Source organism: Maribacter aestuarii (assembly GCF_027474845.2).
Taxonomy (GTDB): Bacteria; Bacteroidota; Bacteroidia; order Flavobacteriales; family Flavobacteriaceae; genus Maribacter; species Maribacter aestuarii.
Genome location: NZ_CP107031.2, coordinates 3392621 through 3415246, shown reverse-complemented (window position 1 = coordinate 3415246; position 22626 = coordinate 3392621). Strand labels below are relative to the sequence as shown.

Here is a 22626-nt window from a genome sequence, read left to right as displayed (position 1 = left end):
TGGAGTAACGGCCATTATTGTCAGCAAAAAAATAAATAAATGAAAACCCGATTTCTGATAGAAATCGGGTTTAAACATATGCGGAGAAAGAGGGATTCGAACCCCCGGAGGTGTGACCCTCAACAGTTTTCAAGACTGCCGCATTCGACCACTCTGCCATTTCTCCTAACGCGGGTGCAAATATAGAAAGGATTTTCTATGTATTAAAGAGTTTTACTTAAATTAATTCGTGAAGAATAATCTATGAAACTAATTCCCACTAAACATTGTTCTTTAAGTAAATACCTAGTAATTTTTCAGATTCAAAAATACAATGATGGGTCAACCACAGGTAAGTATTTTAATTCCATTTAAAAATACAGCTCCGTATCTACCAGAGTGCATTAATTCCATTATGGAGCAAACTCTTTCTCAGTGGGAAATTATTGCCGTGGATGACGGTTCTACAGACGACAGTCTGGAAATCATGCAGGATTATGCAATAAAAGATGAGCGCATACAGGTTCTAAACAATAGGGGAACAGGAATAATTGAAGCTTTAAGAACAGCCTATGAATTGAGCCATGGCGAATTCGTAACAAGAATGGATTCCGATGACTTAATGGCATCCCAACGTTTGGAACACATGGTTGCCGCCCTTAAGGAACGCGGAAAAGGCCATTTGGCTATAGGTCAAGTAAAATACTTTTCTGCCAGGGGAATCAGTAACGGATATGACCGCTATGAGAAATGGCTCAACAAACTCACATGTAAAGGCAATAACTTCTCAGAAATATATAAGGAATGTGTTATCCCCTCACCTTGTTGGATGATACAAAGAGAAGATTTTGAACGTTGTGGAGCATTCCAATCCGACCGATATCCAGAGGACTATGACCTTGCGTTCCGGTTTTACGAAAACAATTTAACCTGTATACCATGCGATGGAGTATTACTCTATTGGCGAGATTACGAAACCCGGACATCCCGTACGAGTGAACACTATGCGCAGAACTATTTTTTAGATATAAAACTCCATTATTTTTTAAAACTAGACTGGAATCCCAAGCGACCATTGACTTTGTGGGGAGCAGGTAATAAGGGTAAAACCATAGCTAAACTACTTGTAAAAAAAGACATACACTTTCATTGGATTTGTGACAACCCGAATAAAATAGGAAAAGAAATCTATGGACAAAAGTTGTACCACTTCAATGCACTAAAAAAACTTGAAAATCCGCAGACTATCGTTACAGTGGCCAATAGCAAAGCACAAGAACAAATTAGGGACTATTTTATGACACTTAACAAAAAAAATATGGAAGATTATTTTTTCTTTTGTTGAGTATCTCCTACCTCAAAATAGGTTCATAATTTAAGGAACATTTGATTTTAAACCTTGAACTTTGAGAGTTGAATTGTTTAACTTTACACAATCAAAAATAGGAATGCAGTTTAAATATCCAGAAATTCTTTGGGCCCTTCTTCTTCTACTGATTCCCATAATAATTCACCTATTCCAGCTCCGTAGATTCAAAAAAACGCCCTTCACAAATGTGAAATTGCTAAAAAAGGTAGTTTCGGAATCACGAAAAAGTAGCACCATAAAAAAATGGCTTATACTATTTACAAGATTGGGCCTGTTGGCTGGATTGGTTTTGGCCTTTGCTCAACCTTTTAGTGCAAACGATTTAGCCTTACAGCCAAAGGAAAATGTATTTTACTTGGATAATTCTTTCAGTATGCAGGCCGTAAGTGAAAACGGTACTTTATTGCAGAACACGGTTCAAGATTTCTTAAAGAATATTCCAGAAGAGCAAATTTTCACCTTATTCACCAACGATGATGTGTTCGAAAATGTAGAAATCAAGGACATTCAAAATTCCCTTTTGGAGTTATCGGCAAGTACTACTCAACTGACCTTGGAGGAAATAATTTTAAGGGGCAAAACGTACCACAGTTCGGACGCCAGTACCCAGAAGAATCTTATCATAATTTCGGATTTTCAAGATCGAATGGGGTCGCTAAGCAATTCAACCGACAAGGATACGTCAATCTACCTTATTAAGCCCGGAGGAGAGGAGTTGCAGAACGCATCAATCGATACTATATACTTGGGGAAAATGAATCAAGAAACTATTGAACTTGTTGCAAATATCTCTAGTAGCTCGATCATGGAAACTATACCGGTTTCACTATATAACGAAAATAAATTGATTGCGAAGACCTCCGCTAAATTCGATAAAAACAACAACGCACAGGTCAATTTTTCAATACCCGCAAATCAATCCATCAATGGTAAGTTGGTCATCTCCGACACCGGTCTAGCCTACGATAATGAATTCTATTTCAATATTGGCGAGAAGGACAGAATTAAGGTGCTTTCCATAGGTTCCGTAGATAATTCTTATTTAAAACGTTTGTACAATGGTGACGAATTCGTCTATTCTAACTTCAACTTAAACCAATTAAATTATGGAATCATTGAGTCACAAAACCTAATTATTCTAAACGAACTAGAGTCCATTCCAACAGCATTAGCAACGGCGTTAACATCTTTTACTACTGAGGGTGGAAGTCTGGCAATTATTCCCAGTACTAACATCAACATTAATTCGTATAATAGTTTTACTTCAAGATATGCGAACGTTACATATTTGGAAAATGTAAATCAGGAAGTAAATATTTCGCAAGTCGCGTTCAGACATCCAATTTTCCAAAATGTTTTTGAGAAGAACGTCTCCAATTTTCAGTATCCAAAAGTATCCAGTTATTACACGGTAAGCTCTACTGCTCCATCCGCACTTTTATTACAGAACCAGGCCCCATTTCTAATAGGAACAAACAATACCTATTTTTTCAGCGCATCCCTCACCAGCGAGAATTCTACTTTCAAAAATTCTCCTTTAATAGTACCAACTTTTTACAATATGGCGGTAATCAGTTTAAAACTCCCTCAATTATATGCGATTTTAGGAGCGGGAGAAGAAATAGATATTCCGGTTGTTTTACCAAAGGACAATACCTTAAAGGTATCTAAAGGGGATAAAGAGTTTATTCCGCAACAGCGTTTACTTCCTAAAAAGGTTAGTTTGTCATTTGAGGAAAATCCCACAAGTCATGGTATTTACTCTATTAGTAGCAACGACAAATTTCTAAGGAATATCAGTTTTAATTATGACAGAAAAGAAAGTGTTTTGAATTATTTGGATATATCGCAAATTGAGGGTGTAAGTTTACAAGAATCTGTTTCCGATTTTTTCGAGGAAAGGCAAAAAGCCAGTATGGTAAACGAATTTTGGAAATGGTTTGCTATTTTAGCATTGCTGTTCGTTTTGATTGAAACACTTTTGCAACGATTTTTTAAGTAATTAGACTAAGAACAAGTACGTAGGCAAATGAATATACTCCTAAAATCGGTTAAAATTGTAAATGCCTCTACCAAAGATATTCACCTTAAAAAGCGGGATATATTAATCAAAAATGGTGTAATCGATAAAATTGCACAGACTATAGACCCCTCAACTAAAACGAAGGTAATATCCCATAAAAATCTCCATGTGTCCGTCGGTTGGTTTGATACCGGAGTTAGTTTCGGAGAACCAGGTTACGAGGAACGCGAGACCATAAAAAATGGTTTACAAGTTGCTGCCAAAAGCGGTTTTACCGATGTATTGCTCAACCCTACAAGTTACCCTGTTCCAGATAGTAGTTCGGACATTATTTTTCTAAGGAATGCCGCTAAAGGGGCATTGACTAGATTGCACCCAATAGGCAGTCTTACGGTAAAGGGTGAAGGAGAGTCTTTAGCAGAAATGTACGACATGAAAAATGCCGGGGCAGTGGGGTTTTATGATTACAAGGTAGCAGTCCACAACTCCAACCTTCTCAAAATTGCCCTGCAATATGCGGATAATTTTGAAGGAACCGTATTCTCATTCCCGTTGGATAAAAATATTACTGGAAAGGGAATCGTGAACGAGGGTGTTGTCAGTACAAAATTAGGTTTAAAAGGAATCCCAGCTTTAGCCGAAGATATTCAAGTGGCCCGAGATTTGAACATATTGGAATATACCGGCGGAAAATTACATATCCCGACTATCTCCTCGGCAAAATCGGTGAAGCTTATCGCTGATGCCAAAAAGAAAGGGTTGCAGGTTACTTGTAGCGTAGCAGTTCACAATTTAGTGCTTGAAGACCATGTGTTAGAAAATTTTGATACCAGCTACAAGGTTTTACCACCGCTACGAACAGGTTCAGATACCAAGGAACTTATAAAGGGATTGACGAACGGAACAATAGATTTCGTTACCTCCGACCATAGACCTTTGAACATTGAACTTAAACAAGTGGAGTTTGATAATGCCGAATATGGGACTATCGGCTTGGAAAGCATGTTCGGAGCGTTAAATACGGTGTTGGACCTTGAAAAAACCATAGCCTTGTTAACGAAGGGAAGATCATCATTTGATTTGGAAGAATCCTTTTTGAAAGAAGGAGAAAAAGCCTCGTTAACCCTCTTCGACCCCTCTGCTGAATATCAATTTTCCGAAGATGATATCAGCAGCACTTCAAAGAATAGTCTTTTCTTGGGCAGGTCCTTAAAAGGAAAGGTGCTCGGTAGTCTAGCTAACAATAGTGCAGTACTTAATTTTTAAGTGATGAAGGAAAGAGACCTGGAAGGAAAAACGACTGCCATTGTAGCTTATTTTACTATTGTCGGGGCATTGATTGCCATTTCCATGAACGCCGAACCCAAATATGCATTTGCGCGTTTCCATACAAGGCAGGCATTCGGCCTACACATTGTTTTTATAGGATTCGCCTTGTTTTTAAGCCAATGGTTTAATGAATATGCCTTTTATGGCCTCTACATTTTTTACTTTGTATTATGGATATATGGTTTTCTAGGCGCCCTTAGCAATAAGGAACAGTCAGTACCCGTACTTGGACCTTATTTTCAAAAATGGTTCACCTTTATTCAATAAACGAAATATGACCACTGCCCCACTCTCCCTAGAACATATTGTTCGTCCATCCAACATCACGGACAAAAAGCCTCCGGTTCTTTTCATGCTACATGGATACGGTAGCAACGAGGATGACCTTTTTTCTTTTGCGGCTGAGTTGCCTGCAGCATTTTGCATTATATCCTTGAGGGCTCCCTATGCATTGCAGTCTATGGGGTATGCTTGGTATGCCATTAATTTTGATGCCGATTATGGCAAATGGAGCGATGACGAACAGGCTATAGATTCTAGAGAAAAAATCGTGAAATTTATGGATGAATCCTGCGATGCCTATTATTTGGACAAGGAAAATATTAACCTGCTAGGTTTTAGTCAGGGTACAATATTAAGTTATGCGGTGGCGCTATCCTATCCGGAGAAAGTAAAGAATGTAGTAGCCCTTAGTGGTTATATCAATGAAAAGATTTTAGTGGATGGATTTGAGAAAAAGGATTTCAGCTCACTTCAAATATATATTTCACACGGTCAAGTAGACCAGGTGATTCCCGTTGAATGGGCACAGCGGGCCCCAACGTTTCTCAAAAAACTTGGTATAAGCCATTCATACCAAGAGTTCCCTGCTGGACATGGAGTTGCACCACAGAATTTCTATTCCCTTCAACGCTGGTTACAGGAAAAAATCTAATTACTTCTTGTATAGAGCAAGTGGTCAATTAGTGTGAAATCCACTCCCAAATCATCCTTTAATTCATATTTGATAAGTAATTCTCCCCAGTATTTACCGTCCGAAAAATCGGCTAAAATCCATTTATGGTTTAACACCTTAATTTTATTGATTTTAAAGTCGTTTTGCATTCCCTCATAAGGCACGAGTGGGTTGTCACCTTTAGATTCATTGGTTTCCAAAAGCTTATCCGAAATATAGGCTGAAGGGTTTTTAATTTCTAAGTGGTCATAGTAAGCCAAGGCATCGTCATTGTTCTCCAGCGAAAAATATTGCATTTCCAATACTTTGAGTCGAGCATCTTGAAGTGAATCGTTTAGCGACTTAACCTCTTCCTTTAATTTTTGAATAGTGGTATAATTGGCTTCTGCCATTTTTCCACTACTGACAAATAGATAAAGGCATATGAGCCCTGTGAAAATAAACAAGTACAAAAAAATCCTATTCTTCATGAATTATAAGTTTATGATTAAATTATCATAGGCCAAATGTACATTTTCCGGAAGGTTTTGTTCTACTTCTGCGTGAAATCCTAACAAATGGCTAATGTGGGTAAAATATGCTTTCTCGGGCTTTATCCGGGCTACAAAAGACAAAGCTTCCTCTAAGTTAAAATGAGAGTGATGAGGCTCTATCCGTAAGGCATTGACCACCAAAATTTTGGAGCCCATTATTTTTTCTAATTCTTTAGGTTCTATGAACTTCACATCCGTTAGATAGGTAAAATCCCCTATCCGATATCCAAAAACCTGTAAACGATTGTGATGGGCCTCAATTGGGATAACCGTTTTTTCGCATAACCTGAAGGGCTTCTCTTTTTTTACCTCATTGATAGCTACTGCCGGTGCTCCAGGGTATCTATCTTTTGTATCGAATATATAATCAAATCTTTTATTAAGCGATTGTATAACACGCTCGTGGGCATAAATGGGTATATCTCCCTGTCTAAAAAAATAAGGTCTAATGTCATCTATACCCGCTGTATGATCGGAATGCTCATGGGTGAAAAGAATTCCATGTAGTTTAGAGACATTATGGGTCAACATCTGCTGTCTAAAATCAGGTCCACAGTCAATAACTACATTATAATCATCCCAGGACAATAGAACAGATACGCGAAGCCTTTTATCCCTAGGATCATCACTCAAACACACCGGATGAGTACTCCCGATAATGGGTATTCCCTGGGAGGTGCCTGTTCCCAAAAATGTAATTTTAAGGCCTTCTGTCATGATGACAAATTTAACCCTTATTTCCCTAATTTATCCCATATGAGCATGAGCTTAAAATGCCTTCTATAAGGAATTATGGCAATAAAATTGTTTAAATTAGGAAAGCCAGAACTAATTGCAAATTTTTCCATCTAAAAGGGGTTAGATGGTTTGATATTTATAAATTTGTTAAAAGCAAATAAACAAACATGTCTTCAGTTTTAAAGCGAGATCCTACCTTCGAGAACATTCCGTCCATTAAGGCAAAAACATTACGAATCAATCTTAACCCCGACATCTACGGTACCTTTGCGGAGATAGGCGCTGGACAGGAGACGGCACGTCATTTTTTTAGATCTGGTGGAGCTTCAGGTACCATTGCCAAGGCCATGAGCGCCTATGACAAAGACTTTAGCGATGCCATTTACGGAGTTGAAAAAGATGGACGCTATGTTACTCAGGCACGTCTAAAAACGATGTTATCCTACGAAATGGCTTTGATGGAGGAGCGGATAAGTAGGGAAAATCATCCTGAAAGACTGTTTTTTTCCTATGCCAATACTGTAGCCACCATAGATTTTTCGAAGCGCTATAAAGGTCACGGATGGGTGGGTATACGTTACCAACTGGACCCCAAACAAAAAGAATTTGATGAAATTATACTTCATATCCGCTTTAAGCAGAATGAAGCTCGACTTCAGCAAGAGACGTTAGGCATTCTTGGTGTAAATCTAATCTATGGTGCATTTTACAAATATGATAGGCCCAAGAAAATGCTTAAATATCTCTATGACCATATCGATAAGGATACCGTAGAGATTGATATGATAAACTTTAACGGTCCAAGCTTTAAAGAAGTGGATAATAGGTTAATGAGTCTTCAGCTGATCAGGAATGATATGACGGATGCCGTAATGTTCGGGCCGGATGGAAATAACTTACTACCTGCTGCGGTTCTTTACAAGAAGAACATTCTGGCTTTACGAGGAAGCTTTAGGCCGGTGACCAAAGTGAATATGGATATGTTCCAGAAATCATATGATATCTTTATTCGCGACCCACAAGTGGAACAAGACAATACCATAGTTATTTTTGAAATAACCCTGTCCAACCTTAAGGCATCTGGGGAGATTGACGAACAGGACTTTATGGGCCGTGCGGAACTCTTGTGCTCATTGGGCCATTCGGTTATGATTTCTAAATTTCAGGAATACTACAAACTGGTAGAGTATTTTAATAATTATACCAAAAATAGAATTGGGCTTACCATGGGGGTCAACAACTTGATTGACATTTTTGATGAGAAATATTATCGCCATTTAAGTGGGGGAATCTTGGAAGCCTTTGGAAAATTGTTCTTCAAGGATTTACAGGTCTACCTCTATCCAATGAAAAATCCGGATACGGGTCAGGTAATGACCAGTAACAACGTTAAGGTCCACCCTAGAATGAAAGAACTTTATAAATTCTTTAAATACAACGGAAAGGTGATGGATATAATTGATTACGAGCCGGAAATAATGCACATTTTCTCCAGGGATGTACTAAAGAAAATTATGAACGATGAAGACGGTTGGGAGGAGATGCTTCCGGAAGGTATTGCAGAAATTATAAAAGAGAAAAAACTGTTTACCAAAAGAACTTTAGAGGAGAAAAAAGAAGAAGTATAAACAAAAGCCCCTAAATAGGGGCTTTTCTTATCCTAATAGTTGTGCAGCGTGATCTTTCGTTTTTACTTTGTCTATAACATTGGTTACTTTACCACTACCGTCAATCACAAAAGTTTTTCTATGGATACCATCATACTCACGGCCCATAAACTTTTTAGGTCCCCATACTCCAAAAGTATTGATAACCGTATGGTCTTCGTCCGCTAACAATGGAAAAGGAAACTCGTATTTATTCTTAAAATTGCTTTGTTTCTTTTGGCTATCCGCACTTACGCCCAATAACTCATAGCCTTCTGCTTGTAGTGCTTTATAGTTATCCCTTAAATTACAGGCTTCTGCGGTACATCCGGGAGTATTTGCGGCAGGATAGAAAAAAACAATCAATTTTTTTCCAGAATAATCGGATAAATTAATAGTATTGCCATCTTGATCTTTGGCTGAAAATGGCGAGACTTTGTCTCCTACTTTCAATGTGTTCATGGTATTATACAATTTTATGTTTAAAATATTTCGCTCAAAATTAAACAAAAAATGACGAAAGCTGAAAAAGTGGCCTTCACAATTTCCAAATTACAAGAGCTTTATTCTGTTATTCCTGTTCCTTTAGAACATAAAGACCCTTATACCCTGCTTATAGCGGTACTCTTATCCGCTCAAAGTACCGACGTACGCGTTAATAAAATTACTCCGTTGCTCTTTGAAAGAGCTGATAATCCGTTTGATATGATTAAAATGTCCGAGGAGGAAATTCGAGAAATCATAAAGCCGGTGGGGCTTTCACCCATGAAGTCCAAAGGAATATACGGATTATCAAAAATTTTGATTGAAAAATATAATGGCGAGGTACCCAAAGATATGGCCCTTCTAGAAGAATTACCAGCGGTTGGCCATAAGACAGCGAGCGTTGTAGTATCACAAGCCTTTGGTATCCCCGCTTTTCCGGTAGATACGCACATTCACAGATTGATGTACAGATGGGGTTTTTCTAACGGGAAAAATGTTGTTCAAACAGAAAAGGATGCTAAACGTTTGTTTCCTAAAGAATTATGGAACGATTTACACCTTCAAATAATTTGGTATGGAAGGGATTATTCCCCGGCACGAGGATGGAATCTGGAAAAAGACGTAATTACCAGTACCATTGGTAGGAAAAAGGTGCTAGACGAATATTATAAAAATAAAAAGACCCGCAAATAGCGGGCCTTTTATTAGTTCAAAAAAGTTTCAAACCTTAAATCTTTATACTCGATGTCATAAAGTGCCTGTGAATAACTCAACAAAAAGTTGATTGTTTTTGGGCAAACTTTATTAAACTCGGTCTGTTCTTGGTAATTAGAGTAAATTTTTTCCATATTTCCATTGTTGTTACATTTAAATTAACGCAACTAAAATGGAAATATTGTTCGATTAAATTTTTACCGTTTAATTGGTAAGTACGATATTATGTTTGTCTATGATTTTTCTGAGATTGATTAAAGCATAGCGCATCCTTCCCAGCGCAGTGTTAATACTCACTCCAGTGTTTTCAGATATCTCTTTGAAGCTCATGTCCTTATAAATTCTCATAAGTAAAACCTCTTTTTGATCATCTGGAAGTTCTTCTACCAAATAGCGCAAATCCGTATCAATTTGATCTTTGATTATCTGCTTTTCCGCATTTAGTTTATCATCGCCGATTACGGAGAAGATGTTGAAATCATCGCTTCCTTCAAACTTTGGCATTCTTTTGTTCTTCCTGAAATGATCGATGATTAAATTATGGGAAATTCGCATAACCCAAGGCAAAAACTTTCCTTCTTCACTATAGGTACCTTTCTTCAAGGTCTTAATAACCTTTATGAAAGTATCTTGAAAGATATCCTCTGTGATATCCCTATCCAAAACTTTAGAGTATATAAAACTTGTGATACGTTGGTTGTGTCTGTTGATTAACACTTCAAGAGCCTTTTCATCACCACTGATGTAATCTCTTACCAATTCTGAGTCTTCCATTTGTAATTCCATATTAGTCATTTTCTTTTGATTTAAGATTTGGGGAATCTTGTTAGTACTGTTAGTTCGATTATTAAATCTGAGATAAAACTAGATAAAAGACCCCCTTCAGGAAAAAGTATGTTGTAAAACCACCTTTTTTTGATGTGAAACAACGAAAACATAATTTTCAGTACAATAAATGGTCTTGATAGCAGTTGCGTGAGAAACTTAATACAAGGAATGTATATAATTATTTTCTTGATAATTAAAGAAATCTCCTCTATCGTAAAATTTAAAACATAGAAGCCCCAAGGAAATTATTCCTTAGGGCTTCTATATTTTGTGGTTATAAAACTTAGTTCAGATTACTCTCGAACTCAATTCCTTTTGCTTTAGTAATATTAAGTGATTTAGAATAGCTCAACAAGAAGTTAATAGTTTCCGGTTTTGCCTTTACCAACTTACACTTACCTTTTTTATTTGCGTATATTTTTTCCATATAACTGCGGTTTCGGGTTCAATAATAGAACGCCAGGAAAATAAATATAGTAGATCTACTCGACCTTCGGCAAATTAATTCGTCAAAACAATATTATTTGCTTCCACGAGCTTTCTAAGATTAATGAGGGCGTAACGCATTCTCCCTAAAGCAGTATTGATACTAACTCCAGTGTTCTCCGAAATTTCCTTAAAACTCATATCCTTATAAATACGCATTTCCAAAACCTGTTGCTGATCCTCTGGAAGCTCTTTTATCATATTGATCAAATCCGAATCAATTTGATCCTTTATAAGTTGTTTCTCCGCATTTAGGCGTTCATCACCCATCATAGAAAAAATATTGAAGCTTTCCGTTTCGCCGTACATAGGCATTCTATTGTTCTTTCTAAAATGATCTATGACCAGATTATGGGCAATTCTCATGACCCAAGGTAGGAACTTGCCTTCTTCATTATAGGCTCCACGCTTAAGCGTTCGGATAACCTTCATAAAAGTATCCTGGAAAATATCCTCGGTTAATTCACGGTCTCCAACTTTGGAGTAGATAAAACCTGTGAGCCGAGCATTATGACGGTTAATGAGTACCTCAATGGCTTTTTCACTACCGTTTATATATTCCTTAACTAGCTGGGAGTCTTCAATTCGTAGTTCCATAACTTTACTTATTTGGGTTAAAATTTGCCCCTAGTTCTAAGGAATTAGGGTCGTGTGGGTTACTATTCTAACATAAAAAAGTAAAGGTGCGCTATAGGCGAATTGATTTTTTGTGAGCATCAAAGATAGAAAAAAATAAATACTCCAAAAAAAATGTGAAAATTTTCCCCTTTTAAATAGGATCAAAGTCTTTTACTGGTTATTGAAAGTGCCATATTGTATCTTTGCAAACTTAGAAAAACATATGCCCTCCATAGCCGAAATAAGCCCCAAAGAAAATATCATCATCAAAGGTGCAAAGCTGCACAATCTTAAAAATATTGATGTTGTCATCCCAAGAAACAAACTGGTCGTAATTACAGGATTATCCGGTTCCGGAAAATCGAGTTTGGCCTTTGACACCTTATATGCCGAGGGTCAGCGGCGTTATGTAGAAAGTCTATCGTCCTACGCACGACAGTTTTTAGGGAAATTGGACAAACCAAAAGTTGATTATATTAAAGGTATAGCACCGGCTATTGCTATAGAACAAAAAGTAAACTCTACCAATCCGCGCTCAACGGTAGGTACGACCACTGAGATATATGATTATATGAAGTTGCTTTATGCGCGCATCGGAAAGACCTTCTCACCCATTTCCGGAAAAGAGGTGAAAAAAGATACGGTTACGGATGTTGTAGCGCATATTAAATCTTTTGAGGAAAATACAAAACTGTTGCTTCTGGCGCCAATTAGCATTAGAAAAGATAGGGATGCTATAAAATCTTTACAATTATTTGCCAAACAGGGTTACGCACGTATCAAATATCAAGGCAAGGTAATTCGGATAGATCAAGCACCCGAAGACATTGGAAAGGAGTTCGATTTGGTTATTGATAGAATCATCACCAAAAATGACGAGGACTTTTATAATCGTTTGGCAAACGCAGTTGATACGGCGTTTTTTGAAGGCAAAGGACAGTGTATTATAGAATCGTTAGATAATAATCGGCAGACTCTTTTTAGTAACCAATTTGAGTTGGACGGCATGCAATTTTTGGAGCCCAACGTTCATCTGTTCAGTTTCAATAACCCATACGGAGCCTGTCCGAAATGTGAGGGATATGGGGATGTAATAGGTATTGATGAGGACTTGGTGGTTCCCAACACTGCATTGTCTATTTATGAAAATGCAGTTTTTCCTTGGCGAGGCGAGAGCATGAGCTGGTATCGTGATCAATTGGTGAATTCTGCCTATAAATTTGATTTCCCCATACATAAGCCTTGGTACGAGCTTAGCGAAGCACAACAAAAATTGGTTTGGGACGGGAACGACCATTTCATTGGACTTCATAAGTTCTTTGGAACATTGGAAGAAAAAAGTTATAAAATCCAGAATAGGGTGATGCTTTCAAGATATAGGGGCAAGACCAAATGCAATATTTGTAACGGCAAGCGTTTGCGACCGGAAACAGATTACGTAAAAGTGGGTGGAACCTCCATATCGGAATTAGTAGGATTATCCATAGAAAAGTTGATTATTTTCTTTGGACAATTGGAATTGAGCAAAAATGACGCGCACATCGCCAACCGTCTACTAAAAGAAATCAATACCCGCTTGGGCTTTTTGGATAAAGTTGGATTGAATTATTTAACCCTAAACCGGAAGTCCAACTCCTTGTCTGGAGGAGAAAGTCAGCGTATAAATCTAGCAACATCTTTGGGAAGTAGTCTGGTAGGTTCCATGTACATATTGGACGAACCTAGTATTGGGCTGCACCCTAAGGACACAGAAAATCTGATTGAAGTATTAATATCCTTAAGGAATCTGGGTAATACGGTAATCGTGGTGGAACATGATGAGGACATTATGAAAGCGGCCGACGTGGTTATTGATATAGGTCCAGAAGCCGGTACCCATGGCGGCGAGGTAGTTGCACAAGGCACCCTGTCGGAAATTTTAAAATCGACCTCCCTAACGGCTAGTTATCTTAACGGGACCTTGGAAATAGAAGTTCCAAAGGACAGAAGAACGTCTAAAAACCATATTGAAATAAAAGGTGCAAGGGAACACAACCTAAAGAATATCAATGTGACTTTTCCTCTGGACATGCTCACCGTAGTCACGGGAGTTTCCGGTAGTGGTAAGAGTACATTGGTCAAGAAGCTTTTGTACCCTATTATCTTAAAAGAAGTCGGTGGTTATGGCGAAAAGGCAGGGCAATTTACATCGGTATCGGGTAAATACAGCCATATTAAACATGTAGAATTCGTAGACCAAAATCCGATTGGCCGTTCTTCCCGGTCCAACCCTGTGACCTATATAAAGGCTTATGATGACATCCGTAACCTATATGCCAGCCAAAAACTGAGTAAGATTCGAAACTACCAAGCCAAACATTTTTCTTTTAACGTTGACGGTGGTCGTTGTGAAAAATGTAAAGGAGAAGGAGAAATTACGGTAGAGATGCAGTTCATGGCAGATGTACATTTGGAATGTGACACCTGCGGTGGAAAGCGTTTTAAGAAAGATGTCTTGGAAGTTACCTTCAACAATTGCAATATTGATGATGTCCTTAACATGACCATCGATGATGCCATTGCCTTCTTTGAAGCTGGGGAACAGAAAAAAATTGTAGGGAAACTAAAACCGCTACAAGATGTCGGTTTAGGCTACGTTACTTTAGGCCAGTCTTCCTCTACCCTTTCCGGCGGTGAAGCGCAGCGTATAAAGCTAGCCTCCTTTTTGGTGAAAGGGACTACCAAGGACAAGGCACTTTTTATTTTTGATGAACCCACTACTGGGCTTCATTTTCACGATATCCAAAAATTGTTAAAGTCTTTCAATGCCCTCATCAAAAAGGGACATTCCATTGTAGTAATTGAGCACAATATTGAATTGATCAAATGTGCCGATTACATTATTGACCTTGGTCCTGGTGGTGGCGAAAACGGCGGGCAATTATTGGCGGAAGGTACACCGGAAGAAGTTATTAAAAGTGAGAAATCTTTTACAGCGAAGTATCTCAAAGAGAAGTTGTGATTAGGTTTGAAACTTCATTTTATATCAAAAAAATGAAATGTAAAATATTTTAATTAATTGACTATCAGTTAATTATATAAATACTTCACTTTTTGGCACGCTGTTTGGTATTAGGTAAGGGAATGTAAATAGTTGCATTCGGAATCCACCTGCCGGTTGGTAGGTTTAAAACCTTATATCATGAGAAAATTAGTACTCCTTTTTACGGCGATGATTTTAGGCACTACAGGTGTCTTTGCCACAGGTACAAGCGAAGATAAGGTTGCAACACGCAATGCTTATAGATACAACGACTCATTTATTTTTGTTGAAAATGGCATTACGTTTTCAGTATATCCCGATGGTGAGTTTGATTTTTATATAGATAATCGTATTTCGGCCAGCCGAAACGGAGTGACTTTCAATTCAGGTTTTGATTATAGCCCGTATGCTCAGTACGATGATTATGGAGCTGTAATACAGGTGGAGAATGTTCCTATCTTTTACGACTTCTACGGTCGTGTAGAACAAATTGGAGATGTGAACATCAATTATAGAAATGGAAGAGTCCGAAGAGTTGGTGGCATGTACGTCTACTATAATAATAGGGGATTTTATGACTATCATACCGGTTACATCAATATATATAATAGAAATTATGTGTATCGTCCGTTTCATAGATGGTTCGCTCGACCAGCATTAGGATTTTGCTTGGTATTGAACAGACCTTACAGAAGGTTTTATTCTCCAATCAGGTATACATACTATAACCCTTATAGAAATAATTTCAGAAGGGCATATGTGCAAATTGGTAGGGAGCATAGGTACAATAAAGTACGTAGGGAAAGAGCCAATATTTACAGGAACGATAGAAGAGTTGCTGTAAGAGACAACTCTTATCGAAGCAATAGAAGTGTTGCCAAGCGAGGCAACAATTATAAAACGAACCGGAGCCTAAGCAAACGAGGTGATGTTCCTAGAACTGGAAGAAGTGTCGCATCTAACAACACCGTTCGTTCCAATAGGAACAACAATGTAGGCAGAACTTCAACCGTGAAGCGAAGTACCACAACGGTTAAAAGAGGAAACAACAGTAGTGTTCGAGGAAACAACAGTGGTGTTCGTGGAAATAAAGGTAGGACGGTTAGCAAAAGAGAGGTGACGCGTACGCCTAGAAGCACAACGGTAAAGAGAACGGCCACTACCTATAAGAAGCCTACTAATAGAAATACAAATGTTCGTAGTAGTCAAGGTAGAACGCAGCGAGCTGTTTCTAATACAAGAACGCAAAGGAGTTCGATTAGTAAAAAGGCTACTTCAACTCCAAGTAGATCTAGGTCTACAGTTAGTAGAAGCACAAGTTCTAGATCGGTGAGCAAAGCGCCATCTAGAAGTAGCAGAAATAATTCAAGGTCGGCTACCACGAGAAGTAGTAGAAGACAATAAAAATAGTTTTTAGGTTGGTTAGTTGTTTAGCCCCGTAGCCGGATTCGTCCACTACGGGGCTTTTTTTTATCACCCATAAATCTAATTATTAAACGGGGGCATATTTGTTAGGTCTTAGAAGAAAAAGAGGCCTTGCTTGCTTCGAACAATTTTCTGAATTTCTTTGGGAGTTCGTGTTCAATATGCATATTTACCTCTGTGAAAGGATGCTTAAATTGTAAAGAAGTAGCGTTAAGATAAAGCCCTTTACCCTTCAAAATTAATTTGGGATTGTTATATTTTGCATCACCTAGAATTGGATTTCCTAGCGCTGCTAAGTGTTTTCGCAACTGATGTCTTCTTCCGGTCTTAGGATTCAGTTCTACCAAATTCAAATAACCAAAGCGTTCAGAAATTAAGGTTTGTAAAACCTTAAACTCAGAAATAGCTGATTTGCCGTCAATGGATAGGGAAACCTTTCCTTTAGATTCCATTTTACCAATAGTAACGGCATGATACGTTTTGTAAATCAGTTTATTTTCAAAAAGCTGATTCAGGGCAACAATACTAGCTCTTGTCTTACCAACCAATACTAATCCTGTGGTGGGATAATCTAACCGATGAACTGGTTTAGGTGCCGCCCAATCAGATTGGTCGCTCTTTTTTAAGTTCTGTGCCAGGGCGTTCGCCACTGTTTTGAATCTATTTCCGCTTACTAGAATCCCAGCTGTTTTATTGATTATTGCCAGGTAATCATCTTCGTAGACAACTTCCAATGCTAAATCAAGATTTTTAGAAGAAATGATTTCATTTGGTGGTTTATATTCGATTCGTTCCTCACCGTGGATGTGGGTAGCTGTAGTTCCAATTTTCCCATTTACTAAAATCAACTCTTTTTTTAAAGCCTTTTTTAAAGCGGATTTTGTACAAATTGCATTAAAAACCCCTACCCCATATTCCTGAAGGCGAATAGGAGCTTCTTGCGGTAAAGCGATATGGACTTCGGTAGGAATTATTTTTTATTCTTTAAAAATTTGGAGAGCACTCCATAAACATCTTCAGATATTTTGAATCGATACAAAATACCTACGTACATGGCAACCATGAGGATACTCTTGAAAAGAATATTCAATAGGGGATGAAAAGAGAATTGAAAACTATAGAAAAGCGCACCGACCAGCAACATAAGGGCAAAAACCTTTAAAGTTTCGTTCGTAAAGGGTGAAATATGAAATTTAGATCGGACATAATAAATCTTAAGGGTGTTGTAAATAGCAAAAGCTGAAAAACTGGCAATGGCAGCTCCTTTTAGCCCGTATGCAGGTATTAGCCATAAATTAAGACCTACGGCCATTGCAGCCAATAAAACTCCGAAAAATAATATGGAGCGATAATAATCCGAGTTGTAAAGGATAGAATTATTATTTCCTAATAACGCATCGTAAACTTTGGCTAATCCTATCCAGAATACAATCATAAATCCACCGGTGTATCCTTTTGGAAGTAGTTGATATAAATCTTCCAGATTCAGAACTATCAATAAAAAAAGAAGACCAGAGATAATGAAAAGCGTTAAGGAGCTTTTTTGGTACAGACTTTTCAATCCAACGGTATCATTATGATTTAAATACTCGGCCGTCATGGGGTAAGTAATCTGATGCATGGCCCTGGATGGTACTGCTATGGTAGAAGCAATAAACCCTGCGACGGCATAGTAGGCTACATTTTCCAGTTGTAGATAGTTATTAAGCATAACTTTGTCCACTTCCATTAAAACTATAGCCGTTGAACCCCCTAAAATAATAAGTGCGCTATACTTTAAAATTTCTACCCAATTTTCGGGTGGCTTAAATTTTAATTTGGGCATCCGTAACCGATAGGCATAAATTTTCATAATCAGCGTTCTCAATAAATAAAATCCCACCAAGGCATTGATGAAAAATTTAATATCTATGAGCTCCATCCATAGCAAGACCAACAAAACCGACTGCCCTACCCTGCAAAAAAGTTCTTTCATGAAATTACCAAAGACCGACTTCATTCTAATACGGGCCCATGCATAAAAAACTTCGAAGTAAGCCATCGCCATACCTGCAAAGAAAATATGCCAAACGTATTCCCGAACTATCGGGTTCTCTTTGGACAATAGACTGCCAATGGCATCATTAGCTACATAACTTAAGACGGCAACCGGGATGATTAAAATTAAGGGTAACAAGAGCATTGACGTTAGAAAACTATCTTGCTCCGCTTTGCTTTGAAAACTACTATAGAATTTCACAAGACTGTTAGGAACACCAAATGCCAATATGGGCATTAGTACGGCTGAAACGGACAATACTACTTGCACCAATCCATAATTATCCGCTTGCATAAAATTGGTGTACAAGAATAGCGTATTGATGGCACCAATGGCAAAACCTATATAGGTGACAATGGTATTATTCAAAGACTGCTTTAGTACAATGCCCATTTAGATATATTCCGCTAGTTTTCTCGTGAGTTCCCGCCTACTGTATTGATTAATATCTACAGAAGATACTGCAAGTTGATTTTGCTGATATTGTTCAAACCAATTTAAAAGTACATTTTTCAATTGAAAATGAGCGCTGTGTTCAAATATAGCTCCAGTCTTAGTTTCACTTACTATTTTAGCCACTTCCCAATTCTCTGGTCCTATACCAAGTATAGGCCTTTCAGCGGCCATATATTCGAACAGCTTACCTGGAATTATACCCTTTGTATCCTCCACATCTATTTCGGCCAAAAGCAAAACCTGTGATTTTTGCTGGTACTTAATGGCTTCTTCATGAGAAACATAGCCAATAACTTTCATGTGCCCTTCCAATCCGAAGTGTCTAATACTTGTCATCACATCATCACTGAGAACACCTATAAACTGTAAAACCAGTGTCTCATTAAAGGATTTATTTTCTTTGATCAGTTCTCCAAGGATTTTCCAGAGATTTTTTGGGTTACGCCCAGTGAGCATGGAGCCGATATGGGAAATGGTAAACTTTTCATCCAATGCTATCTGACCTGGTCTTAAGTGATCAAAGCCATTGGTGATCACATTTATAGGTCGTTTCGTGATTCCTTCAAATTCTTCTTTTGTTGTTTGGCTGGTCACTAAAATTTTATCAGCGTTGTTCAAAACCATACGTTCTAACTCCTTGTGCCGATTTTTGGAACGTGTGGTTAGTTTCAGTTTCTTATGGTAACCAATAGAAGTCCAAGGATCCCTAAAATCCGATATCCATTTTATGCCTTTACTCTCTTTTAGGTGGTAACCTATTAGATGAACACTATGTGGCGGACCTGTAGTAATAACAGTATCAATACCTTCTTTCTCTAAAATACCAGTCAAAAATTTGACGGAAGGTTTCACCCAATATTTTCGGGCATCTGGAATAAACAGATTACCCCGAATCCAAAGCATCAGTTTTTCTAAAAGCGATTGATTTTTAGTTTGAATAATTCCGGCACTAATCCGCTTTGTCTTTTTACGAGAAAATAGGCTTGCTAATCGATACGGTTCAAAAATGGGGTGTTTATAAACGGTGATGTCCGAAGCAATTTCGTCTCTGAACGTATCGTCCAATAATGGATATTGGGGATTTTCTGGGATATAAACCACGGGTTCAATATCAAAATCCCTCAGGTATTTTACGAATTTAAGCCATCGCTGTACCCCGGGACCACCAGCTGGCGGCCAATAGTACGTGATGACCAATACCTTTTTCATTAGGATTTGTCTTCCTTTTTACCCTTCCAGAAAGAAAAACCTATTCCGCCAAGTAATATTAGTCCCAATAGCAAAGTACTCGCCAATGTAATCTTACTCCCTTGTTCAACGACTTTGGGCTCAAATTTGAATTCGACCTTATGCTTTCCTTCAGGAACCTTCAAGGCCCTTAAAACATAGTTGACACGAAAGTGGTCCGTAAGTTCTCCATCAATATAGGCGTTCCAGCCATTACCGTAATACATTTCAGAAAAGACGGCTACCCCGGCATTTGGATTGTTGGTTGTATAACTAAGATGATTGGGTTTATAATCAATAAGACTTATAGAGGCAGTGGAATCTATTTGATAATTATATCTATTAATGTTCTTAAAATCGTTCGTATTCACAACAGCGGTAACTTTGGTGTTTAAACTATCCAATGCTTGAATTTCTGCATTGGCAGAATTCACTTGTTTCAAGTTTTCTACAAACCATGCATTACCATTGGCATTTGGGTTTTCAATCGGAAAACTATTTCCTTCTTCGTCCTGTCTTACTAAGTATTTTACGTTAAGCATGTTGAATACTGAAAGATTACCATTGTAGATATGAAAATCGAAAAGGTCCTGCATACCTGCCGGTTTCGCCGCATGGTATCCGGTAATACTCTGGTGAAAATATGCGGTCTTTGCAGAGTCAAAACCATCGGTTTGGTCAAATACCCTAAAAACACCGTCATCCTCCAAAATTTGTTTATCGGCTGCTGTGGGCTGAAACGGTTCCAACATTCTTCTCTTGGACACAAAACTATCCTCGTTCACATACCTAAGGTTCACCCCTACTAAATCAAAAACTATCAAAAGCCCAATCGTCAATACCATCAAATTTGTTTTGAGCTTTCCTTTAATATAAAACCATAGTAGCACGCTTGTTATTAGCACATAGGTCATTGAACGGAGCAAATCGCTGGTATAAACAGCCTTACGATCTAAACGCAGCATCTCTGGTAATTCTTCCAGTCCGGTCATACGTAAGCGGTCATCTCCCGGACCAATAAAATCGAACATTCCCTTAAATACAAAAAGAAGAACTCCCAAGCCCAAAACAACCCCCGCGGCATATTTAAGGGAACTCAGTTTAGCAGATACATCCACCTTTGTCGAGAACATTTTTTTAAGTGCGAGAATCGCTAAAATAGGTACACAGAGTTCCAATATTACCTGTATAGAAGAAACTGCACGGAATTTGTCATAAAGCGGAAAATAATCGATCATAAAATCGGTAAGCGTACTGAAATTCTTTCCCCATGATAGCACCAATGACAGTATAGTTCCAACTACCAACCACCACTTGTGTTTACTTTTTACCAGAAACAATCCCAGAATAAACAAAAAGAAAACAATTGCACCTATGTAAGCCGGACCAGAGGTTATGGGTTGTTGTCCCCAATACAAAGGAATACCGCTAACAAAATCCAGAGCACTGGATCGGGGCAATCCCTTGTCCACCAAATAATTGAACGATTTTGAGTCCTCACCGAGATTTTCTTGACTTGCGCCTCCAAATAAACGCGGTACGAAAAGATTAAAAGATTCGGTTACACCGTAACTCCACTGGGTAATATATTCTTTACTCAATCCTCCCGTATTGTCCTTTGCGGAACCATCGGGATTTATTGTTAATTCACTTTTTCCCCGGGTACTCCAATCCGCATATTCCTTGGTTGCCATTAACCCCGTAGCATTTGTTGCGATACCAACAAGTACTGCTCCCAAAAGTAAACCAACAGAAATAAAATAGTGCTTGAGTTCCTTTTTTTGATGGCATCAATCAGAAGAACAGTGCCTAACACCAATACCAACAACATAAAGTAATAGGTCATTTGATAGTGGTTGGCAACAATTTCTAGAGCCATAGCCAAGGCAGTCAGCAGAAAGCCCCAGAGGTATTTTTTTCGGAATACTAGTACGATACCTGCAAGTAAAAATGGTAAATAACCTAAGGCATGGGCCTTGGCGTTATGACCAGCTCCGATGATGATAATGAGATAAGTGGAAAAGCCAAAAGCAAGTGCACCTACTATGGCCAACTTGTAATCTACTTTTAAACAACAGAGTAATATATAAAAACCGATAAAATATAGGAAAAGATAATCTGCAGGTCTCGGTAGAAATCTAATTAGCCTGTCCAATTTTTTAATGTAGTTATGTGGATAATTTGCACCTAATTGATAGGTTGGCATTCCTCCAAATGCACTATTGGTCCAATAAGGCTCTTCATCGGTTTTCTTTCGGAAATCGTTCTGTTTCTTTGCCATGCCCGTATATTGGGCAATATCATGCTGGTAGATGACCTTTCCCTGCAGTACGGGGTGAAAATATGCCAGTGCGGCAACTACGAAAAAAACTAGTACAAAAAAATGTGTGAAAAAGAATTGTAGACCTTTCTTCATTTGCTAAGCGGAAGTTAGTTACGCAAATATAACTATAACTAGTCTAGTTCTTCAAAATCTATATATTCCCCGACAGTTTCAGAATTGTTCTTTTCCTTTTTGGACTTTTTATTGATGATGACATCACCTACCTTTTCTTCGTGATTTTGATTTCGAGTATCAAAACCTTCAAAAGCCTGCTTAAAATGAGATTCCGTTTTCTTTGCTGCATAGCTTAGAATTTTTGGCGCGAAGAACTTGGCCAAGATTTTCAGCAGGTAGTACACCAAAAGAATTATAAGTATTGTTCTTAAAAAAACCATTTATTTAGAATCGTATATATCAAAAATACAATTCTA

General features: G+C 38.0%; 21 protein-coding genes and 1 tRNA gene. 9 read left to right on the top strand and 13 right to left on the bottom strand.

Going from position 1 to position 22626, the window contains the following annotated elements; all coding sequences use genetic code 11:
- Positions 1–81: 81 nt before the first annotated feature.
- Positions 82–166, bottom strand: a tRNA-Ser gene (locus N8A89_RS15525).
- A gap of 150 nt (positions 167–316) precedes the next feature.
- Here N8A89_RS15525 and N8A89_RS15520 point away from each other — a divergent pair.
- The 5 genes from N8A89_RS15520 (at position 317) to N8A89_RS15500 (ending at position 5634) form a co-directional block, all read left to right on the top strand.
- Positions 317–1324, top strand: coding sequence for a glycosyltransferase (locus tag N8A89_RS15520; RefSeq protein ID WP_281543302.1), 1008 nt, complete (start codon positions 317–319; stop codon positions 1322–1324).
- 103 nt (positions 1325–1427) lie between these two features.
- Positions 1428–3350: a BatA domain-containing protein gene (locus tag N8A89_RS15515; RefSeq protein WP_281543301.1), complete on the top strand. Its 1923-nt coding sequence runs from the start codon at positions 1428–1430 to the stop codon at positions 3348–3350.
- 27 nt (positions 3351–3377) lie between these two features.
- Positions 3378–4637 (top strand): dihydroorotase, encoded by a 1260-nt coding sequence (locus N8A89_RS15510; RefSeq protein WP_281543045.1) that lies wholly within the window; start codon positions 3378–3380, stop codon positions 4635–4637.
- A gap of 3 nt (positions 4638–4640) precedes the next feature.
- The gene (locus N8A89_RS15505) at positions 4641–4967 is read left to right on the top strand and encodes a hypothetical protein (protein WP_281543044.1); all 327 of its coding nucleotides are present in this window, start codon (positions 4641–4643) and stop codon (positions 4965–4967) included.
- A gap of 7 nt (positions 4968–4974) precedes the next feature.
- Positions 4975–5634: an alpha/beta hydrolase gene (locus N8A89_RS15500; protein WP_281543043.1), complete on the top strand. Its 660-nt coding sequence runs from the start codon at positions 4975–4977 to the stop codon at positions 5632–5634.
- Here the strand turns inward: N8A89_RS15500 and N8A89_RS15495 are convergent.
- Both N8A89_RS15495 and N8A89_RS15490 read right to left on the bottom strand, forming a co-directional pair.
- Complete coding sequence (locus tag N8A89_RS15495; RefSeq protein ID WP_281543042.1) at positions 5631–6125, bottom strand: hydrolase; 495 nt, start codon at positions 6123–6125, stop codon at positions 5631–5633. The two genes, N8A89_RS15500 and N8A89_RS15495, sit on opposite strands and share 4 nt — an antisense overlap.
- Before the next feature lie 3 nt (positions 6126–6128).
- Positions 6129–6905 carry an MBL fold metallo-hydrolase gene (locus tag N8A89_RS15490; protein WP_281543041.1) on the bottom strand — a complete coding sequence of 259 codons (777 nt, stop codon included), beginning with the start codon at positions 6903–6905 and terminating at the stop codon, positions 6129–6131.
- A 188-nt stretch (positions 6906–7093) separates the two neighbouring features.
- Between N8A89_RS15490 and N8A89_RS15485 the strand changes: the two genes are divergently transcribed.
- Positions 7094–8554: a nucleotidyl transferase family protein gene (locus tag N8A89_RS15485; protein WP_289644569.1), complete on the top strand. Its 1461-nt coding sequence runs from the start codon at positions 7094–7096 to the stop codon at positions 8552–8554.
- A gap of 27 nt (positions 8555–8581) precedes the next feature.
- On the opposite strand, the gene bcp is transcribed toward N8A89_RS15485, so the two are convergent.
- Positions 8582–9034, bottom strand: coding sequence for a thioredoxin-dependent thiol peroxidase (bcp, locus tag N8A89_RS15480; RefSeq protein ID WP_281543040.1), 453 nt, complete (start codon positions 9032–9034; stop codon positions 8582–8584).
- A 51-nt stretch (positions 9035–9085) separates the two neighbouring features.
- On the opposite strand from bcp, the gene N8A89_RS15475 reads away from it, so the two are divergent.
- The gene (locus N8A89_RS15475) at positions 9086–9751 is read left to right on the top strand and encodes an endonuclease III domain-containing protein (RefSeq protein ID WP_281543039.1); all 666 of its coding nucleotides are present in this window, start codon (positions 9086–9088) and stop codon (positions 9749–9751) included.
- Between the two features lie 225 nt (positions 9752–9976).
- Here N8A89_RS15475 and N8A89_RS15470 read toward each other — a convergent pair whose 3' ends face one another.
- The 3 genes from N8A89_RS15470 to N8A89_RS15460 form a co-directional block, all read right to left on the bottom strand.
- Positions 9977–10558, bottom strand: coding sequence for an RNA polymerase sigma factor (locus N8A89_RS15470; protein ID WP_281543300.1), 582 nt, complete (start codon positions 10556–10558; stop codon positions 9977–9979).
- Positions 10559–10883: 325 nt separating this feature from the next.
- A complete protein-coding gene (locus tag N8A89_RS15465) occupies positions 10884–11027 on the bottom strand; it encodes a hypothetical protein (protein WP_281543038.1) in 144 nt (47 codons plus the stop codon).
- Positions 11028–11101: 74 nt separating this feature from the next.
- Positions 11102–11683, bottom strand: coding sequence for an RNA polymerase sigma factor (locus N8A89_RS15460; protein WP_281543037.1), 582 nt, complete (start codon positions 11681–11683; stop codon positions 11102–11104).
- Between the two features lie 244 nt (positions 11684–11927).
- Here N8A89_RS15460 and uvrA point away from each other — a divergent pair, with 244 nt between their 5' ends.
- Complete coding sequence (gene uvrA, locus N8A89_RS15455) at positions 11928–14705, top strand: excinuclease ABC subunit UvrA (RefSeq protein ID WP_281543036.1); 2778 nt, start codon at positions 11928–11930, stop codon at positions 14703–14705.
- Positions 14706–14885: 180 nt separating this feature from the next.
- Positions 14886–16130, top strand: coding sequence for a hypothetical protein (locus N8A89_RS15450; RefSeq protein ID WP_281543035.1), 1245 nt, complete (start codon positions 14886–14888; stop codon positions 16128–16130).
- A gap of 107 nt (positions 16131–16237) precedes the next feature.
- Here N8A89_RS15450 and N8A89_RS15445 read toward each other — a convergent pair whose 3' ends face one another.
- From N8A89_RS15445 to N8A89_RS15425, 6 genes are all read right to left on the bottom strand, one after another.
- On the bottom strand, positions 16238–16999 hold the full coding sequence (locus N8A89_RS15445; RefSeq protein ID WP_347343939.1) for an RluA family pseudouridine synthase: 762 nt from the start codon (positions 16997–16999) through the stop codon (positions 16238–16240).
- A gap of 122 nt (positions 17000–17121) precedes the next feature.
- Entirely contained in the window at positions 17122–18582 is a 1461-nt protein-coding gene (locus N8A89_RS15440; RefSeq protein WP_289644568.1) for an oligosaccharide flippase family protein, read from the bottom strand.
- Positions 18583–19854, bottom strand: coding sequence for a glycosyltransferase family 4 protein (locus N8A89_RS15435; protein ID WP_281543034.1), 1272 nt, complete (start codon positions 19852–19854; stop codon positions 18583–18585). It abuts the gene before it with no gap.
- Complete coding sequence (locus tag N8A89_RS15430) at positions 19854–21566, bottom strand: YfhO family protein (protein ID WP_347343938.1); 1713 nt, start codon at positions 21564–21566, stop codon at positions 19854–19856. The genes N8A89_RS15435 and N8A89_RS15430 overlap by 1 nt, the downstream gene beginning before the upstream one ends.
- Entirely contained in the window at positions 21566–22288 is a 723-nt protein-coding gene (locus tag N8A89_RS17750) for a hypothetical protein (protein WP_347343937.1), read from the bottom strand. The genes N8A89_RS15430 and N8A89_RS17750 overlap by 1 nt, the downstream gene beginning before the upstream one ends.
- 38 nt (positions 22289–22326) lie before the next feature.
- Positions 22327–22590 (bottom strand): DUF4834 family protein, encoded by a 264-nt coding sequence (locus N8A89_RS15425; RefSeq protein WP_281543033.1) that lies wholly within the window; start codon positions 22588–22590, stop codon positions 22327–22329.
- Between the last annotated feature and the right edge of the window lie 36 nt (positions 22591–22626).

Bases quoted from the DNA above. Each gene is read 5' to 3' on its own strand.
- N8A89_RS15520 (WP_281543302.1), top strand. From the start codon at position 317: ATGGGTCAACCACAGGTAAGTATTTTAATTCCATTTAAAAATACAGCT.
- N8A89_RS15515 (WP_281543301.1), top strand. From the start codon at position 1,428: ATGCAGTTTAAATATCCAGAAATTCTTTGGGCCCTTCTTCTTCTACTG.
- N8A89_RS15510 (WP_281543045.1), top strand. From the start codon at position 3,378: ATGAATATACTCCTAAAATCGGTTAAAATTGTAAATGCCTCTACCAAA.
- N8A89_RS15505 (WP_281543044.1), top strand. From the start codon at position 4,641: ATGAAGGAAAGAGACCTGGAAGGAAAAACGACTGCCATTGTAGCTTAT.
- N8A89_RS15500 (WP_281543043.1), top strand. From the start codon at position 4,975: ATGACCACTGCCCCACTCTCCCTAGAACATATTGTTCGTCCATCCAAC.
- N8A89_RS15495 (WP_281543042.1), bottom strand. From the start codon at position 6,125: ATGAAGAATAGGATTTTTTTGTACTTGTTTATTTTCACAGGGCTCATA.
- N8A89_RS15490 (WP_281543041.1), bottom strand. From the start codon at position 6,905: ATGACAGAAGGCCTTAAAATTACATTTTTGGGAACAGGCACCTCCCAG.
- N8A89_RS15485 (WP_289644569.1), top strand. From the start codon at position 7,094: ATGTCTTCAGTTTTAAAGCGAGATCCTACCTTCGAGAACATTCCGTCC.
- bcp (WP_281543040.1), bottom strand. From the start codon at position 9,034: ATGAACACATTGAAAGTAGGAGACAAAGTCTCGCCATTTTCAGCCAAA.
- N8A89_RS15475 (WP_281543039.1), top strand. From the start codon at position 9,086: ATGACGAAAGCTGAAAAAGTGGCCTTCACAATTTCCAAATTACAAGAG.
- N8A89_RS15470 (WP_281543300.1), bottom strand. From the start codon at position 10,558: ATGGAATTACAAATGGAAGACTCAGAATTGGTAAGAGATTACATCAGT.
- N8A89_RS15465 (WP_281543038.1), bottom strand. From the start codon at position 11,027: ATGGAAAAAATATACGCAAATAAAAAAGGTAAGTGTAAGTTGGTAAAG.
- N8A89_RS15460 (WP_281543037.1), bottom strand. From the start codon at position 11,683: ATGGAACTACGAATTGAAGACTCCCAGCTAGTTAAGGAATATATAAAC.
- uvrA (WP_281543036.1), top strand. From the start codon at position 11,928: ATGCCCTCCATAGCCGAAATAAGCCCCAAAGAAAATATCATCATCAAA.
- N8A89_RS15450 (WP_281543035.1), top strand. From the start codon at position 14,886: ATGAGAAAATTAGTACTCCTTTTTACGGCGATGATTTTAGGCACTACA.
- N8A89_RS15440 (WP_289644568.1), bottom strand. From the start codon at position 18,582: ATGGGCATTGTACTAAAGCAGTCTTTGAATAATACCATTGTCACCTAT.
- N8A89_RS15435 (WP_281543034.1), bottom strand. From the start codon at position 19,854: ATGAAAAAGGTATTGGTCATCACGTACTATTGGCCGCCAGCTGGTGGT.
- N8A89_RS15430 (WP_347343938.1), bottom strand. From the start codon at position 21,566: ATGGCAACCAAGGAATATGCGGATTGGAGTACCCGGGGAAAAAGTGAA.
- N8A89_RS17750 (WP_347343937.1), bottom strand. From the start codon at position 22,288: ATGAAGAAAGGTCTACAATTCTTTTTCACACATTTTTTTGTACTAGTT.
- N8A89_RS15425 (WP_281543033.1), bottom strand. From the start codon at position 22,590: ATGGTTTTTTTAAGAACAATACTTATAATTCTTTTGGTGTACTACCTG.